Here is a 16,538-nt window from a genome sequence, read left to right as displayed (position 1 = left end):
TACCCCAGAAGGCGTAATTGGCGCAGACAGTTTGAACACGGACAGCGCGCAGCAACCGGAACGTACACGTAGTACGTGAGGATTGCGAGCACTGCCCAGGTTCAAAATGGCAAGCAAAATAGCCTTGTGGGGTAGGCTCGTACAGGAAGGAAAATTTTATGAATACTGTCGGTACTCCGCTGATGTGGGGCGGATTCGCAGTCGTGGTCCTGATCATGCTGGCGATCGATCTCTTTTTACAGGGGCGTCGCGGCGCACATGGCATGACCATGAAACAGGCGGCCGCCTGGTCGCTGGTGTGGGTCACCCTCTCCCTGCTCTTCTGTGCCGCCTTCTGGTGGTATCTCTCTATCACTCAGGGCCGCGCGGTGGCCGATCCCCAGGCGCTGGCGTTCCTGACGGGCTATCTGATTGAAAAAGCCCTGGCGGTGGATAACGTCTTCGTCTGGCTGATGCTGTTCAGCTACTTTGCCGTACCGGCTGCCCTGCAGCGTCGGGTGCTGGTGTATGGCGTGCTGGGCGCGATCGTCCTGCGTACCATCATGATCTTCGCCGGCAGCTGGCTGATCTCGCAGTTCGAATGGCTGCTCTATATCTTCGGCGCGTTCCTGCTGTTTACCGGTGTGAAGATGGCGCTGGCGAAGGAAGACGAAACCGGTATTGGCGAGAAGCCGCTGGTGCGCTGGATCCGCGGCCACCTGCGCATGACCGACACCATCGAGAACGAGCACTTCTTCGTGCGCAAGAACGGGCTGCTGTTCGCTACCCCGCTGCTGCTGGTGCTGATCATGGTGGAGCTGAGCGACGTGATTTTCGCGGTCGACAGCATTCCGGCGATCTTCGCGGTGACCACTGACCCGTTCATCGTGCTGACGTCGAACCTCTTTGCCATCCTCGGCCTGCGTGCCATGTACTTCCTGCTGGCGGGCGTGGCGGAGCGCTTCACAATGCTGAAGTACGGCCTGTCGGTGATCCTGGTGTTTATCGGTATCAAGATGATGATTGTCGATTTCTACCACATCCCGATCGCCATCTCGCTGGGCGTGGTGTTTGGTATCCTGGTCCTGACCCTGCTTATCAACGCCTGGGTGAACCACCAGAACGATAAGAAGCGGCAGATCCAGTAAGGGTTTGTGCGGTTTGATGCCCGGCGGCGCGACGCTTGCCGGGCCTACGGTTTGTAGACCGGGTAAGCGCAGCGCCACCCGACAAAAATGTAAATATACAGTTAAAAAATATGACGCAGCACGTAAAACCCAGCATTTTACGCTTCCCTCGCATTGCGCTTTCAATATACTCAATCTTGCAAACCACACACCTCTAACCGGGATGATAAGTGCCTGAGAGCACCCCCGGGACGGAACGCAATTTCACTGAAGGAATTTTCCATGACCACACAATCTACTGGTCTGCTCGCGCGTCTGGCGCAGGGCAGCCTCGTCAAACAAATACTGATAGGCCTGGTGCTGGGTATTTTACTGGCACTGGTTTCTAAACCGGCCGCTATTGCCACCGGCCTGCTCGGCACTCTGTTCGTTGGCGCGTTAAAAGCCGTCGCACCGGTGCTGGTGCTGATGCTGGTGATGGCCTCCATTGCCAACCACCAGCACGGCCAGAAAACCAACATTCGTCCGATTCTGTTCCTCTATCTGCTGGGTACTTTCTCTGCCGCCCTGACGGCGGTGGTGTTTAGCTTCCTGTTCCCGTCCACGCTGCACCTTACCTCTGCCGCGGGTGATATCACCCCGCCATCCGGCATTGTCGAGGTGCTTCGCGGCCTGCTGATGAGCATGGTCTCTAACCCGATTGATGCTCTGCTGAATGCTAACTACATCGGCATTCTGGTGTGGGCCGTCGGGCTGGGCTTTGCCCTGCGCCACGGTAACGACACCACCAAAAACCTGGTTAACGACATGTCCAACGCGGTGACCTTTATGGTGAAAGTGGTGATCCGCTTTGCGCCGATCGGTATCTTCGGCCTGGTCTCCTCCACCCTGGCAACCACCGGGTTTGAAACCCTGTGGGGCTACGCCCAGCTGTTGTTCGTGCTGGTTGGCTGCATGCTGCTGGTGGCGCTGGTGATCAACCCGCTGCTGGTGTTCTGGCAGATCCGCCGTAACCCGTATCCGCTGGTGCTGACGTGCCTGCGTGAAAGCGGCGTCTACGCCTTCTTTACGCGCAGCTCTGCGGCAAACATTCCGGTGAACATGGCCCTGGCCGAGAAGCTGAACCTGGATCGTGACACCTACTCCGTCTCCATCCCGCTGGGTGCAACCGTTAATATGGCGGGTGCGGCAATCACCATCACCGTGCTGACCTTAGCGGCTGTACATACCCTGGGCGTTCCGGTGGATCTGCCAACCGCGCTGCTGTTGAGCGTCGTGGCATCGCTGTGCGCCTGCGGCGCATCGGGTGTGGCGGGCGGTTCGCTGCTGCTGATCCCGCTGGCCTGTAATATGTTCGGTATCCCGAATGAAGTGGCCATGCAGGTCGTAGCGGTCGGCTTTATCATTGGCGTGCTGCAGGACTCCTGTGAAACGGCGCTGAACTCCTCGACTGACGTGCTGTTTACCGCCGCGGCCTGTCAGGCTGAAGACGCGCGTCTGGCGAAAAACGCGCTGCGCAGCTAATAAAAAAGGCCCGGTCAGTGACCGGGCCTTTTACTTTCGTAGGCCGGGCAAACGCAGTGCCGCCCGGCAAACACACTTACAGCGTCACACCACTCTTAAAGATCGCCAGCTCGCGGAAGTCGTTTTTCTCGTTGCAGGTCTGCTTGCCGTTAGCGATATCAACAATCACATCCACAAACTCCGTTAACAGCTGCGGCATCGCTTTGCCGTGGATCAGCTGACCGGCGTCAAAATCGATCCAGTGCTTTTTCTTCGCCGCCAGCTCGCTGTTGGTGGCAATTTTTACCGTCGGCACAAAACCGCCGTACGGCGTACCGCGACCGGTGCTGAACAGCACCATATGGCAGCCCGCACCCGCCAGGGCGCTGGTGGCCACGGCGTCATTGCCCGGCGCGCTTAACAGGTTCAGCCCGTGAGTTTGCAGCCGCTCGCCGTAGCGCAGGACATCCACCACCTGGCTGGCGCCCGCTTTCTGGGTGCAGCCGAGGGATTTCTCCTCGAGCGTCGTGATCCCGCCCGCTTTGTTACCCGGGGATGGATTCTCGTAAATCGGCTGGTTGTGGGCGATAAAGTACTGCTTGAAGTCGTTGACCATGGTAACGGTCTTTTCAAAGGTCGCTTCGTCGCGGCAGTGGCTCATCAAAATGCGCTCCGCGCCGAACATCTCCGGCACTTCGGTCAGCACGGTGGTGCCGCCGTTGCTGATGACGTAGTCGGAGAACTGACCCAGCATCGGGTTGGCGGTAATGCCGGACAGGCCGTCCGAGCCGCCGCACTCCAGACCAAACTTCAGCTCGCTCAGCTTGCCCGCTTCACGTTTGTCGTGACGCATCACCTCATACAGCTGATGCAGATGCTCCAGCCCGGCTTCCACTTCATCGTCCTGATGCTGACAGACCATAAAGTGCACGCGTGCCGGATCGAAATCCCCCAGCGTTTCGCGGAAGGCATCGACCTGGTTGTTCTCGCAGCCAAGGCCGATCACCAGCACCGCCCCGGCGTTCGGGTGGCGCACCATGTTTTGCAGCATGGTGCGGGTGTTGATGTGGTCGTCGCCCAGCTGGGAACAGCCGTAGGTGTGGCTGAACAGATGAACGCCGTCAGTCCCTTCTGCCTGCCCGGTCTCTTTCAGGAACCGGCTCTGGATCTGACGGGCGATGCCGTTGACGCAGCCGACGGTCGGCAGGATCCACAGTTCATTGCGGATCCCCACCTCCCCGCTGGCGCGGCGGTAGATCTGAACGTCACGATCCGCCGCCTGGCTGGCCTCAGCCTGTAACTCAGGTTGATAGCTGTACTCATCCAGATCGCTCAGATTGGTGCGCGTATTGTGGGAGTGAATGAATTCACCCGCCGCGATATCCGCCAGCGCATGGCCGATAGGCAGACCGTATTTAACGACGTTCTCCCCTTTGGCAATGGGTTGCAGGGCGAACTTGTGCCCGCGCGCCACGTCCTGGCGCAGCGTGACGGTATGGTTATCAAACGTCACGTCCAGACCTTCGCTCAGGTCGGCCAGCGCGACCGCTACGTTATCCAGCGAATGGATCTTGATGTATTGCATATCAACCCTCAGAAGGCCTTAGTTCAGTTCAATAGCGAAGTAGTCGCGCGCATTGTTAAAGCAGATGTTTCTCACCATTTCGCCCAGCAGCTGGATATCGGCCGGGGCTTCGCCCGCTGCCACCCAGCGGCCAATCATCTGGCACAAAATGCGGCGGAAATATTCATGGCGAGTATAAGAAAGGAAGCTGCGGCTGTCGGTCAGCATCCCGACAAAGCGGCTCAGCAGGCCGAGCTGCGCCAGCTGGGTCATCTGACGCTCCATGCCGTCTTTCTGGTCGTTGAACCACCAGCCGGAACCGAACTGCATCTTGCCTGGCATCCCTTCGCCCTGGAAGTTGCCGATCATGGTGCCCAGCACTTCGTTATCACGCGGGTTCAGGCAGTAGAGGATGGTTTTCGGCAGCAGATTCTCTTCGTTCTGTTTGCTCAGCAGTTTCGACAGCTCTTCCGCCAGCGGACGGTCGTTAATGGAGTCAAAACCGACGTCAGCGCCCAGCAGCTTGAACTGGCGCAGGTTGTTATTGCGCAGCGCGCCGATGTGGTACTGCTGCACCCAGCCGCGACGGGCATATTCTGCCGCCAGCCAGACCAGTACCGCAGTTTTGAACTGCGCCACTTCGTGTTCGTTCAGGCTTTCACCGGCCAGACGACGCGCCAGAATGCTGTCCAGCTCGGCTTCGTTGGCGTCGGCAAACAGCACCACGTCCAGGGCATGGTCAGACACTTTACAGCCGTGAGCCGCAAAGTGATCCAGACGCTTCGCCAGCGCGGTCTGCAGATCGCCGAAACGGCGGATCTCGGTATCAGAGACTTCACTCAGCTTCGCCATGTAGTCAGCAAAGGTCGCCTGCTCAATGTTGAAGGCTTTGTCCGGGCGCCAGCTTGGCAGCACTTTAACGTCAAACGAGCTGTCTTTCGCGACAACGGCGTGATGTTCCAGCGAGTCGATCGGATCGTCGGTGGTGCCGACCATCTTGACGTTCATCTGCTTCATGATGCCGCGGGCAGAGAAGGTGTCCTGCGCCAGCAGTTCGTTGCATTCGTTCCAGATCTCATCGGCGGTAGCCGGAGAGAGCAGCTTGCCGGTAATGCCAAACGGACGGCGCAGCTCCAGATGGGTCCAGTGGTACAGCGGGTTACCGATGGTGTGCGGCACGGTCGCGGCCCAGGCGTCGAATTTTTCACGATCGGAGGCATCGCCGGTACAGAGGCGTTCCGCCACCCCGTTAGTGCGCATAGCACGCCACTTGTAGTGGTCACCTTTCAGCCAGATGTCATACAGGTTTTTGAAACGGTAATTTTCGGCAACCTGCTGCGGCGGAAGGTGGCAGTGGTAGTCGAAAATCGGCTGGTCTTTTGCGTAATCATGATACAGACGGCGGGCAAATTCGGTATCTAACAGAAAATCTTCAGTCATAAACGGGGTCATTATCGTCTTCCTCTTACGAGCCTACGAGTGCGTCAGAAAAGTAATGTTCAGATGCTGCAAAGTTATCACACCAATTTCCAGAGGCCGATGATTTTTTCGTGAGTTAGATCAATAAACGTCGACAAATAATCTACATCCAAAGTGGTAAATACCGCTAACCCCCGCGCCAGCTCTGGCCTAACAGAGCAGAGACATTGTCCTTACAAAGATTGACACTTTTGTGATGTCACTCACCTTTTAAAGTTGTATGACAAGTTATCTTTTCGCCGTCGCAAATTATAAGCCGACGGAATGCGTTACCGGTGCCACAGGCATCGGACTCAGCGGTAAGGATACCGACTTATGCACGTTTACTTATGGCAAGGTTCGGGTCGTTCCGGGAGTGATCCCGGTAACACCCTCCCGTTGATAAACATCTCACGCCTGGCGTAGGGATGCCCGTACTCCGGTGCGGCAATAACATAACGATGAGGTTTTACATGCGTAAAATTAAAGGGTTACGTTGGTACATGATCGCACTGGTGACGCTCGGCACCGTGCTGGGCTACCTGACGCGTAACACCATAGCGGCGGCTGCACCGACGCTGATGGAAGAGCTGCACATCTCCACGCAACAATATTCTTATATTATCGCGGCCTACTCCGCGGCTTATACCATCATGCAGCCGGTAGCAGGCTACGTGCTGGATATTCTGGGTACCAAGGTCGGCTACGCGGTCTTCGCCGTCACCTGGGCTATCTTCTGCGGCGCAACCGCGCTGGCAGGCAGCTGGGGCGGTCTGGCGCTGGCCCGCGGCGCAGTCGGTGCGGCGGAAGCGGCGATGATCCCTGCGGGTCTGAAAGCGGCGTCCGAGTGGTTCCCGGCGAAAGAGCGTTCCATTGCGGTGGGCTACTTCAACGTGGGTTCCTCTATCGGCGCAATGATTGCTCCGCCGCTGGTGGTGTGGGCTATCGTGATGCACAGCTGGCAGCTGGCGTTTATTCTCTCCGGCGTGCTGAGCTTTGCCTGGGCAATGTCCTGGCTGATCTTCTACAAACACCCGCGCGATCAGAAGAAGCTGTCTGAAGAAGAACGCGACTACATCATCGGCGGCCAGGAGTCTCAGCACCAGACCAACAACGGCAAGAAGATGTCTGTTCTGCAGATCCTCGGCACCCGTCAGTTCTGGGGTATCGCCCTGCCGCGCTTCCTGGCAGAACCGGCCTGGGGTACCTTCAACGCCTGGATCCCGCTGTTCATGTTTAAGGTCTACGGCTTTAACCTGAAAGAGATCGCCATGTTCGCCTGGATGCCAATGCTGTTTGCTGACCTCGGCTGTATCGTCGGCGGCTATCTGCCACCGCTGTTCCAGCGCTGGTTTGGCGTGAACCTGATCGTCTCCCGTAAAATGGTGGTGACCATGGGCGCCCTGCTGATGATTGGCCCGGGTATGATCGGCCTGTTCACCAGCCCATACGTGGCAATTGGTCTGCTGTGTATCGGTGGTTTTGCTCACCAGTCTCTGTCCGGTGCGCTGATTACGCTCTCTTCTGACGTCTTTGGTCGTAACGAAGTGGCGACTGCCAACGGCCTGACCGGGATGGCTGCCTGGACTGCCAGCACCATGTTTGCTCTGGTGGTAGGTGCGCTGGCTGACACCATCGGCTTCAGCCCACTGTTCGCGGTCCTGGCGGTGTTCGACCTGATGGGTGCGGTGCTTATCTGGACGGTGCTGAAAAACAAATCTGCGGATGAGTTGCAGCAAGAGTCTGTTGGAAGGCCGGCAACGCAGAGTTAGCGCATATGTAATGGCGGGTGGCGCTATGCTTGCCCGGCAATGAAAAGGCCGCTCCTGAGCGGCTTTTTTGCGGGTCAAATCTGGAGACAAACGGGTAAAAGTGGTATAACAAATCATTAGCCATACCCTGCCTGGAGCGCATATGGAAATCAACGAACCCCGTCGTCTTTATCAGCAACTTGCTGCCGAGCTGAAAGCTCGTATCGAGCAAGGCGTGTATCTGGTAGGTGACAAATTACCTGCCGAGCGTTTTATTGCTGATGAGAAGAGCGTAAGCCGCACCGTGGTTCGTGAAGCCATCATCATGCTGGAAGTTGAAGGCTATGTTGAAGTGCGTAAGGGTTCAGGCATTCATGTCATCTCCAGTCAGGCAAAACACTCCCCGGCCCCGGACGAAAATCTGGAGTTTGCCAACTACGGCCCCTTTGAGTTGCTCCAGGCCCGTCAGCTTATCGAAAGCAATATCGCCGAGTTCGCGGCGACGCAGGTGACCAAGCAGGACATCATGAAGCTGATGGAGATCCAGGATAACGCGCGTAAAGAAAAATGCTTCCGCGACTCCGAGTGGGATCTGCAGTTTCACGTTCAGGTGGCCCTCGCCACGCAAAACACCGCCCTGGCGGCAATTGTCGAAAAAATGTGGACTCAGCGCGTTCATAACCCGTACTGGAAAAAACTGCACGATCACATCGATTCCCGTACCGTGGATAACTGGTGCGACGATCATGACCAGATCCTCAAGGCCCTGATCCGTAAAGACCCGCATGCGGCAAAACTGGCGATGTGGCAGCATCTCGAGAACACCAAACAGATGCTGTTCAATGAAACCAGCGACGACTTCGAATTCAATGCCGACCGCTATCTTTTTGCGGAGAATCCGGTGGTTCATCTCGATACTGCCGTCAGTCACGCAAAATAAGCCCCTTTTTATACCGGCAGGCGCTTCGCTGCGCCTTTCGGCCCCGGTGGGTAAGCAAACCTTTAGAGTGTCAGCGTTTGTAAAAGACCTCGCGTCCTCTGCCTGGGTTAAGCCAAAATCAATCCTGGAATGATGCAAATACTGTGACGGATCCCTTCAGGCTTTGTTACAATTAGATGCATTTAGCCGTTTAGCTTGTTAGTTAGTGCTTGCTTACTTTGCCACTTAACAGGGAACAGTTCTGGCCACACATTGTGTCCGCGAGCGACCATAATGAAATTATAAAAAATGTCGCCGTGCTGTTTGACCCGGTTGACAGGTGTGCCGTTAACCGATTTTCAGGAACACTGAATGGAACTTTTGACCCAACTACTGAACGCCTTATGGGCTCAGGATTTCGAAACGCTGGCCAATCCTTCCATGATTGGCATGCTCTATTTTGTCCTGTTTATGATCCTGTTTCTTGAAAACGGTCTGCTGCCTGCCGCTTTCCTGCCCGGCGATAGTCTGCTGGTGCTGGTGGGCGTGCTCTGTGCAAAAGGGGCAATGCAGTTCCCGCAAACCGTGCTGCTGCTAACCATTGCCGCCAGCCTCGGCTGCTGGTTGAGCTATATCCAGGGGCGATGGCTCGGCAATACGCGCATCGTGCAAAACTGGCTTTCCCATCTCCCGGCACACTATCATCAGCGAGCGCACCATCTGTTCCATAAGCACGGGCTCTCCGCGCTGCTGGTGGGCCGCTTCATCGCCTTTGTCCGTACCCTTCTGCCAACGATTGCCGGGCTCTCCGGCCTCAGCAGCACCCGTTTTCAGTTCTTTAACTGGATGAGCGGCCTGCTATGGGTGCTGATCCTGACCACCCTCGGCTACCTGCTCGGTAAGACCCCGGTATTCCTGAAGTACGAAGATCAGCTGATGTCCTGCCTGATGCTGCTGCCCGTCGTGCTGCTGGTGTTTGGCCTGATTGGTTCGCTGGTGGTGTTGTGGAAGAAAAAACATGGAAGTCAGGGTTAAAGCAATGAGCAATTCAACCCCGTCACTGCGCCGTCTCTCTTACGCCATGGTTGCGCTGATGATGTTCAGCGCCTTGCTGCTGGCCTGGACGGCGCTGCAAAAGCAGGAATCAACGCTGGCGATCCGCTCCGTTAATCAGGGCACCAGCATGCCAGATGGCTTCTCCATCTGGCACCATCTGGATGCAAACGGCATTCAGTTCAAGAGCATTACCCCACAGAATGACGTGCTGCTGATCACCTTCGACTCCAGCGTGCAGAGCGCCGCAGCGAAGAAGGTGCTCGACCGAAGCCTGCCGCACGGTTATATCATTGCCCAACAGGATGAGGGTAATCAGGCGTCCGCCTGGCTGACGCGTCTGCGTGATACCTCGCGCCTGTTAGGCTAAATTTCCACTATTCTGAATCTTTTCACTCACTTTGGTGATATCACCGTTTACTTACTATGCTTAAGTACGCGGAGCACCTCCCACTCGTACTCCGCACAACTCTGGAAATCGACATTCCCGCAGGTTATGTCGAAAAACAATGGAAGGTTTTCATAATGAATTACCGCATCGCCCTGGGCCTCGCCCTTTTTTCTTTAAGCGCAGCATCATTCGCGTCTTCTCTGTGTCAGGAGAAGGAAAAGGACATTCAACGCGAGATCAGCTACGCTGAAAAGCATAACAATCAGAGTCGAATCAACGGGCTGCAGAAGGCCCTTAGCGAAGTTAAAGCTAACTGTTCAGACAGCAAGCTGCGTGCCGATCATCAGCGCAAAATTGCCGATCAGAAAGAGGAGATTGCTGAACGCCGCCAGGATCTGGCGGAGGCAAAAGAGAAAGGCGATGCGGACAAGATTACAAAACGTGAGCATAAGCTGCTGGAGGCGCAGAACGAGCTGAAAGCGCTGGAGTCTCGCGATTACTGATTTAATGGACATCTTAACAGGAGAGAATCATGTCAAAAGATACTACGTCAGACCATTTACGCGCTGAACTGAAGTCCCTGGCGGATACCCTGGAAGAGGTGCTGAGCTCCTCGAGCAGTAAGTCGAAAGAAGAGCTGAGTAAACTGCGCAATAAAGCGGAGCAGGCCCTGCATGAGAGCCGTTACCGTCTGGGCGAAACCAGCGATGTGCTGGCGAAACAGACCCGTGAAGCCGCTGCGCGCGCCGATGAGTACGTACGTGAAAATCCGTGGGCCGGGGTAGGTATCGGTGCTGCGGTTGGCGTCGTCATCGGCATGCTCCTTACGCGACGTTAATTATGGAAGATTCACGTCAACCACAAGGGCCCGCAAAAAACGTCCTCGGTATCGGACAGCGGATTTTAACCACTCTCGTCGGCATCGCGGAGACGCGTATCCGCCTGGCAGTGGTTGAACTGGAAGAAGAGAAAGCAAACATCTTCCAGCTGCTACTGATGTTGGGGTTGACCATGCTCTTCGCCGCGTTTGGCCTGATGAGCCTTATGGTATTAATTATTTGGGCAGTCGATCCGCAATACCGCCTCAATGTGATGATTGGCACAACCGTGGTACTGCTGCTCGCCGCTCTGATAGGTGGAATATGGACGATGCGCAAGGTGCGCCACTCGACCCTGTTGCACCATACCCGTAAGGAACTGGCTAACGACCGGTCATTGCTGGAGGATGAGAAAAAGTGAGCAGAAGCAGATCAGAACGTCAGCGAGAGAAGGCATTTTTGCTAAGCCAGATCCAGCAGCAGCGGATTGATCTGTCAGCAGGCAGCCGCGACTGGCTGGAAGCGACCCACGCTTACGACCGTGGCTGGAATACCTTCCTGAGCCTCCGCGCCTGGGCGCTGGTGGCGAGCAGCATTATGGCGGTGCGGGCAGTCCGACATCCAAATATGCTGATCCGCTGGGCGCGCCGCGGTTTCGGTATCTGGAGTGCCTGGAAGCTGGTGAAATCGACGATTAATCAGCAGCAACTCCGCAAATCCGACGCACGCTGACGTTGTCCTCTGCCTCACCCGGTAAAGCGCCTTCTGGCGCTTTACTTTTTTGTGCCGTCCCGCCTTGCTCAATATCTTTGAAAAAGATTGACAGTTTTCCTTGCTAACAATCCCCATTCACCCCGTTTATGATTCTCTCCATCGTCAGCGAGACCGCGGCATCCGCCCGATTTTGCACACTAAATAGTATTTATAGCCCAAGTGGTTCCCTGGAGAGTAAGATGAAAAAATTAGAAGATGTTGGTGTACTGGTTGCGCGTATCCTGATGCCAATCCTGTTTATTACCGCAGGCTGGGGCAAAATCGGTGGCTACGCCGGTACGCAACAGTATATGGAAGCGATGGGCGTCCCGGGGTTCCTGCTGCCGCTGACCATTCTGCTTGAATTTGGGGGTGGTCTGGCGATCCTGTTCGGTTTCCTGACCCGCACTACGGCACTGTTTACCGCAGGCTTCACCCTGCTGACGGCGTTCCTGTTCCACAGCAACTTTGCGGAAGGCGTGAACTCCCTGATGTTCATGAAAAACCTGACCATCGCAGGCGGTTTCCTGCTGCTGGCCATCACCGGCCCGGGTGCATACAGCATCGACCGCGTTCTGAATAAGAAGTGGTAAGCACGCTATACTGAATCAAAAAGCGAGGAGATATCTCCTCGCTTTTGCTATCTAAGGAGGAAAAGATGGGACAACTCGTAGACGGCGTCTGGCAGGATACCTGGTATGACACCAAATCCACCGGAGGGCGTTTTAAGCGCTCCGTTTCGGCCTTCCGTAACTGGCTTACCGCGGACGGCGCGCCTGGCCCGAGCGGCGAAGGCGGCTTTGCGGCAGAGAAAGATCGTTACCATCTCTATGTCTCGCTTGCCTGCCCGTGGGCACACCGCACGCTGATCGTCCGCGCCCTGAAGGGGCTGGAGACGCTGATCCCCGTCTCGGTGGTGCATCCGTTGATGCTGGAAAATGGCTGGACCTTCGGCAGCGATTTCCCGGCGGCCACCGGCGATTCACTCTATCACCACGATTTTCTCTATCAGCTTTACCTGCGCGCCGACCCGCACTACACCGGCCGGGTAACCGTTCCGGTACTGTGGGACAAGAAAAATCAGACCATTGTCAGCAATGAATCGGCGGAGATTATCCGCATGCTGAACACCGCGTTTGATGCTCACGGCGCCCGGGCGGGCGATTTTTATCCGCCGGCGCTGCGCGATAAAATTGATGACCTGAATAGCTGGATCTACGACAACGTCAATAACGGCGTCTATAAGGCCGGGTTTGCCACCAGCCAGGAAGCCTATGACGAAGCCGTGAATAACGTCTTTGCGTCACTGGAGCGTCTGGAGCAAATCCTGGGTCAGCACCGCTATCTGACCGGTAACCAATTGACCGAAGCCGATATTCGTCTGTGGACCACTCTGGTTCGCTTCGACCCGGTTTACGTGACCCACTTTAAGTGCGACAAACGCCGGATCAGCGATTACCTCAATCTGTACGGTTTCCTGCGCGACATCTATCAGATGCCGGGAATTGCGGAGACGGTCGATTTTGACCATATCCGTAACCACTATTACCGCAGCCACAAAACCATTAATCCGACGGGCATTATTTCCATCGGCCCGTGGCAGGATCTGACTGAACCGCACGGCCGCGACGCTCGCTTCGACTAAGCCTCAGGGGCGCTTTTCTGGCGCCCTTTACCCCTCTTTTATTCCCGTCTATGCTTTATTTGCACCCTTAGAAAACAAGTGATTAATTGCTACTGAGGCCACAACAAATGGACTGGTATCTAAAAGTACTGCGAAATTATATTGGGTTTAAAGGGCGCGCCCGGCGCAAAGAATACTGGATGTTTATTCTGGTGAACTTCATTCTGATCTGCGTCCTGGGCCTCATCGACAAAATGCTGGGCTGGGAGCGGGCTGGCGGCGAGGGCATTCTCACCACGGTATATGGCCTGCTGGTGTTTCTGCCGGGGTGGGCGGTACTGTTTCGCCGACTGCACGATACCGACAGGTCGGCATGGTGGCTGCTGCTGGTACTGATCCCGGTGCTCGGCTGGATAATTATTTTGATCTTCAACTGCCAGCGCGGAACGGTAGGTGAAAACCGTTTTGGGCCGGATCCGCTGCTAAACAACTGATGGATTGCCCGGCGGCGCTGCGCCTGCCGGGCCTTCAGATTACTTCTGGGTAAACAGCTTCTGGATCTCGCGCAGACACCAGGATTTGGCTTCGCCCATGCTGTCACGTCGCCACGCCATTATGATATCCACTTCACTGGTGTACTCCGGACTGACGACCCGCAGCCGTCCTTCGGCAATATCTTTTTCCACAAAGGGATACGGCATAGTGGCCACGCCCAGCCCGGCCAGCAGCGCCTGACGCTTATCTTCCAGGGTACTGACGGTGAGACGCGGCTGTTTATCGAGCAGCTGGACAGTTAATACCGGGCGCTCGCGGGCGGTATCCGCCACCGCCACGCCGCGGTACTTCACGCGGGTCACTTCGGAGAGCGGCTCCGGCTCCTGGTGGATCGGATGATCCGGTGCTGCGACGTAGACGTTCAACACTTTATAGAGCTTGCGGGAGTTGATTTCGGACGAAGAGCGGAAGTGCATGTCCGGGGCGATGACGATATCGGCCCGTCCCTGCTCCAGACGCTCCCACGCCCCGGCGAGTACCTCGGTGATAATCGACAGCTGGGTATTGGCTTTATCCGCCAGGCGATCCACCAGCGGGTAGAGCGCAGTGGTGGGCACCAGGGCCTCGGTGACCAGCGTCAGGTGCGTTTCCCAGCCGCGGGCCAGGGCTTCAGCGTCGGTGGTCAGTTTATCCGCCGCTTCCAGCAGTACGCGACCGCGCTCCAGCAGCATTCGCCCGACGTTGGTGAATTTTGTTCGGTGACCGGAGCGGTCAAACAGCACCACATCCAGCTCTTCTTCCAGCTTCTGCATGGTATAGCTCAGGGCAGATGGCACGCGCCCCAGTTCATCCGCTGCTGCGGCGAAGCTACCGCGTCGATCGATCGCGTCCATCACCCGCAGTGCTTCAAGGGTCAATGCTCTCTCTTTAGCCATGGCGTTCTCATTCAGTAAATTTGAACATACCGGGCAGAATATCTGGCTAACAATGCAGCGTCCATACCTTTACCATTGTTTTAGTGTAAAGAGAGGTCAAGTTTTATGATTACGACAAGAACAGCCAAACAGTGCGGACAAGCCGATTTCGGTTGGCTGCAGGCCCGCTACACCTTTTCCTTTGGACACTACTTTGACCCGAAGCTGCTGGGCTATGCCTCTTTGCGCGTACTGAATCAGGAGGTACTCGCACCCGGGGCCTCGTTCCAGCCGCGTACCTATCCAAAAGTGGATATCCTGAACCTGATTCTTGAAGGCGAAGCAGAGTATCGCGACAGCGAGGGCAACCATGTCCAGGCGAAAGCCGGTGAAGCATTGCTGATAGCCACTCAGCCAGGCATTAGCTATAGCGAGCACAACCTCAGCAAAGATAAGACGCTGACGCGGATGCAGCTGTGGCTGGATGCCTGCCCGGAGCGTGAAAACCCGCCGCTCCAGAAGATCGATCTGCTGGAAGGGAAGCAGCAGCTGCTGGCCTCGCCCGACGGCAGCGCAGGCAGCCTGCAGTTACGCCAGCAGGTGTGGGTGCATCATATCGAGTTGAATAAAGGGGAGCGCCTGAGCTTCCAGCTGCACGGCCCGCGCGCCTATCTGCAGTCCATTCATGGCACGGTTCATGCGTTAACGCCAGCCGAAGAGCGGGAAGCGCTGACCTGCGGGGATGGGGCGTTTATCCGCGACGAGGCGAATATCACCCTGGTGGCCGATACGCCCCTGCGGGCGCTGCTGATTGATTTGCCGGTGTAAGACGGCCCCTCGCTCCGCAAGGAGAGAGGGGCATCATTTCAGGACACCTTTTGCGCCATTATTTCGATAATCTGCTGGTCGGTCGCCTGCATTGAGCGGCATGCCAGTGAGCAGAGATTGGCGATAGACTGTTCGACATCATGCGCCACAATCCCTTCGTTGCCGGTAACAGCAGAGTCATCGAGCGCCATCATCACCGACTTCCAGGCGCAGCTTACGCTGGTCGAGACCTTCATCGCACAGCTGTTAGACGCACCATCACAGATCATCCCGCTGACATCACCAATCATACTGCTTATCGCCATCGCGATAGCGTTATAACGGCCATCCAGTAGCCATGCCATACCTGCCGCTGCCCCCATGGCTGCCGTGGTTGCCGCACACAGTGCCGACAGCCGAGGAAGCTGATAGTGGATATAAATCGCCGACAGGTGCGAAAGCATCAGCGCCCGCGCCAGTTTTTCGTCATCAGCCTGAACATGCTCAGCGACCACCACTACCGGCATGGTGGCAGTAATCCCCTGATTACCCGATCCGGAATTGCTCATGGCGGGCAGCGTCGCACCGCCCATGCGGGCATCCGACGCGGCACTGGTGCGGATCACAATTTCCGAGCCAAGATCCCGGGCAAAAAAACCGGTCGCCTGCTGTTTATGCAAGGTCGCGCCGATATGTAACCCCCATTTGCCGGATAATCCTTCCCGGGATAACGCATCGTTCAGACGCGCCGCCTGCAGAATAAAACGGATCGCCGGGAACGGCACATGCTCAATAAACTCAAGGATCTGCGACAGCGTGGCGCGCGAAAGCATCGCCAGCGGATCGCCGGTACACCCCTGCGGTTGCTCATCGAGCCTGAAACAGGTTTTACCCTGACAATCAATCTGCACAACCCGGGTATGACCGCCTGCAATGGTGACGCTTGCCGATTTATCCCCGGCATAAACACGTGCACGGGAATAGAGGATCTCGTCGCAGGGATCCTGCAACTTCACCTGCACCTTTCCGGCCTTAAGTAACGCTTTCGCTCGGGCGACGGCCTCTGCGGAGGCATCTTTTAACACCTCCAGCCCGCCCTGGGCATTGCCACCGATAGCTCCCAGCGCGGCAGCAATCGGTAGCCCCACCATTCCGGTGCCTGGCACCGTCACACCCAGTCCATTTTTCATTAAATTCGGTGAAACCCACGCTTCTATTTGTGTAATTTCACCACTCAACTGCTTAGCCGCTATAGCACAGGCCAGCGCCAGCGAAACAGGCTCCGTACATCCCAGCGCAGGTTTTACCTCTTCCTGCACCGCGTGAATAAACAGGTTCCACAAAGGATTCATTTGCTCAGACATCGTTACGACCTTCATTGC

18 protein-coding genes are annotated in these 16,538 nt (G+C 56.3%); 14 read left to right on the top strand and 4 right to left on the bottom strand.

The genetic code is table 11. The annotated features are described in order from the left end of the window. The first annotated feature begins 158 nt into the window (after positions 1-158). Complete coding sequence (locus tag LRS40_RS10020; RefSeq protein WP_142487194.1) at positions 159-1,127, top strand: TerC family protein; 969 nt, start codon at positions 159-161, stop codon at positions 1,125-1,127. A 261-nt stretch (positions 1,128-1,388) separates the two neighbouring features. After that, positions 1,389-2,630, top strand: coding sequence for a serine/threonine transporter SstT (sstT, locus tag LRS40_RS10015; RefSeq protein ID WP_231313618.1), 1,242 nt, complete (start codon positions 1,389-1,391; stop codon positions 2,628-2,630). Between the two features lie 76 nt (positions 2,631-2,706). Here sstT and LRS40_RS10010 read toward each other — a convergent pair whose 3' ends face one another. Together LRS40_RS10010 and uxaC are read right to left on the bottom strand one after the other, a co-directional pair. Continuing rightward, on the bottom strand, positions 2,707-4,194 hold the full coding sequence (locus LRS40_RS10010) for a UxaA family hydrolase (protein ID WP_231313617.1): 1,488 nt from the start codon (positions 4,192-4,194) through the stop codon (positions 2,707-2,709). Positions 4,195-4,212: 18 nt separating this feature from the next. Then, the gene (gene uxaC / locus LRS40_RS10005; RefSeq protein ID WP_231313616.1) at positions 4,213-5,625 is read right to left on the bottom strand and encodes a glucuronate isomerase; all 1,413 of its coding nucleotides are present in this window, start codon (positions 5,623-5,625) and stop codon (positions 4,213-4,215) included. A 479-nt stretch (positions 5,626-6,104) separates the two neighbouring features. On the opposite strand from uxaC, the gene LRS40_RS10000 reads away from it, so the two are divergent. From LRS40_RS10000 to LRS40_RS09950, 11 genes are all read left to right on the top strand, one after another. Further along, the gene (locus LRS40_RS10000) at positions 6,105-7,403 is read left to right on the top strand and encodes an MFS transporter (protein WP_142487198.1); all 1,299 of its coding nucleotides are present in this window, start codon (positions 6,105-6,107) and stop codon (positions 7,401-7,403) included. 142 nt (positions 7,404-7,545) lie between these two features. After that, positions 7,546-8,322, top strand: coding sequence for a transcriptional regulator ExuR (exuR, locus tag LRS40_RS09995; protein WP_142487199.1), 777 nt, complete (start codon positions 7,546-7,548; stop codon positions 8,320-8,322). Positions 8,323-8,673: 351 nt separating this feature from the next. After that, complete coding sequence (gene yqjA, locus LRS40_RS09990) at positions 8,674-9,336, top strand: DedA family general envelope maintenance protein YqjA (RefSeq protein ID WP_059307126.1); 663 nt, start codon at positions 8,674-8,676, stop codon at positions 9,334-9,336. Between the two features lie 4 nt (positions 9,337-9,340). Then, a complete protein-coding gene (gene mzrA, locus LRS40_RS09985; RefSeq protein WP_142487200.1) occupies positions 9,341-9,724 on the top strand; it encodes an EnvZ/OmpR regulon moderator MzrA in 384 nt (127 codons plus the stop codon). Positions 9,725-9,879: 155 nt separating this feature from the next. Continuing rightward, positions 9,880-10,248, top strand: coding sequence for a DUF1090 domain-containing protein (locus LRS40_RS09980; protein WP_231313615.1), 369 nt, complete (start codon positions 9,880-9,882; stop codon positions 10,246-10,248). A 29-nt stretch (positions 10,249-10,277) separates the two neighbouring features. Next, a complete protein-coding gene (locus LRS40_RS09975) occupies positions 10,278-10,583 on the top strand; it encodes a YqjD family protein (protein ID WP_032614327.1) in 306 nt (101 codons plus the stop codon). A 2-nt stretch (positions 10,584-10,585) separates the two neighbouring features. Beyond that, on the top strand, positions 10,586-10,984 hold the full coding sequence (locus tag LRS40_RS09970; protein WP_142487203.1) for a phage holin family protein: 399 nt from the start codon (positions 10,586-10,588) through the stop codon (positions 10,982-10,984). Then, positions 10,981-11,295, top strand: coding sequence for a YqjK-like family protein (locus tag LRS40_RS09965; protein WP_156264700.1), 315 nt, complete (start codon positions 10,981-10,983; stop codon positions 11,293-11,295). Before LRS40_RS09970 ends, LRS40_RS09965 begins: the two co-directional genes overlap by 4 nt. Before the next feature lie 221 nt (positions 11,296-11,516). Beyond that, entirely contained in the window at positions 11,517-11,909 is a 393-nt protein-coding gene (locus LRS40_RS09960; protein WP_181247303.1) for a DoxX family protein, read from the top strand. A 65-nt stretch (positions 11,910-11,974) separates the two neighbouring features. Continuing rightward, positions 11,975-12,961 (top strand): glutathione S-transferase family protein, encoded by a 987-nt coding sequence (locus LRS40_RS09955; RefSeq protein ID WP_142487206.1) that lies wholly within the window; start codon positions 11,975-11,977, stop codon positions 12,959-12,961. A 107-nt stretch (positions 12,962-13,068) separates the two neighbouring features. After that, the gene (locus LRS40_RS09950) at positions 13,069-13,434 is read left to right on the top strand and encodes a DUF805 domain-containing protein (RefSeq protein WP_142487207.1); all 366 of its coding nucleotides are present in this window, start codon (positions 13,069-13,071) and stop codon (positions 13,432-13,434) included. Between the two features lie 39 nt (positions 13,435-13,473). On the opposite strand, the gene LRS40_RS09945 is transcribed toward LRS40_RS09950, so the two are convergent. Continuing rightward, a complete protein-coding gene (locus LRS40_RS09945) occupies positions 13,474-14,370 on the bottom strand; it encodes a LysR family transcriptional regulator (RefSeq protein WP_106994774.1) in 897 nt (298 codons plus the stop codon). A 105-nt stretch (positions 14,371-14,475) separates the two neighbouring features. On the opposite strand from LRS40_RS09945, the gene LRS40_RS09940 reads away from it, so the two are divergent. Beyond that, the gene (locus tag LRS40_RS09940; protein ID WP_142487208.1) at positions 14,476-15,177 is read left to right on the top strand and encodes a pirin family protein; all 702 of its coding nucleotides are present in this window, start codon (positions 14,476-14,478) and stop codon (positions 15,175-15,177) included. Positions 15,178-15,215: 38 nt separating this feature from the next. Here the strand turns inward: LRS40_RS09940 and LRS40_RS09935 are convergent, their stop codons facing one another. Further along, positions 15,216-16,520, bottom strand: coding sequence for a serine dehydratase subunit alpha family protein (locus LRS40_RS09935; protein ID WP_231313614.1), 1,305 nt, complete (start codon positions 16,518-16,520; stop codon positions 15,216-15,218). Between the last annotated feature and the right edge of the window lie 18 nt (positions 16,521-16,538).

The organism is Leclercia sp. G3L, assembly GCF_021117075.1.
GTDB classification, from domain to species: domain Bacteria; phylum Pseudomonadota; class Gammaproteobacteria; order Enterobacterales; family Enterobacteriaceae; genus Enterobacter; species Enterobacter adecarboxylatus_C.
This window is presented reverse-complemented; position numbering and strand designations above follow the sequence as displayed.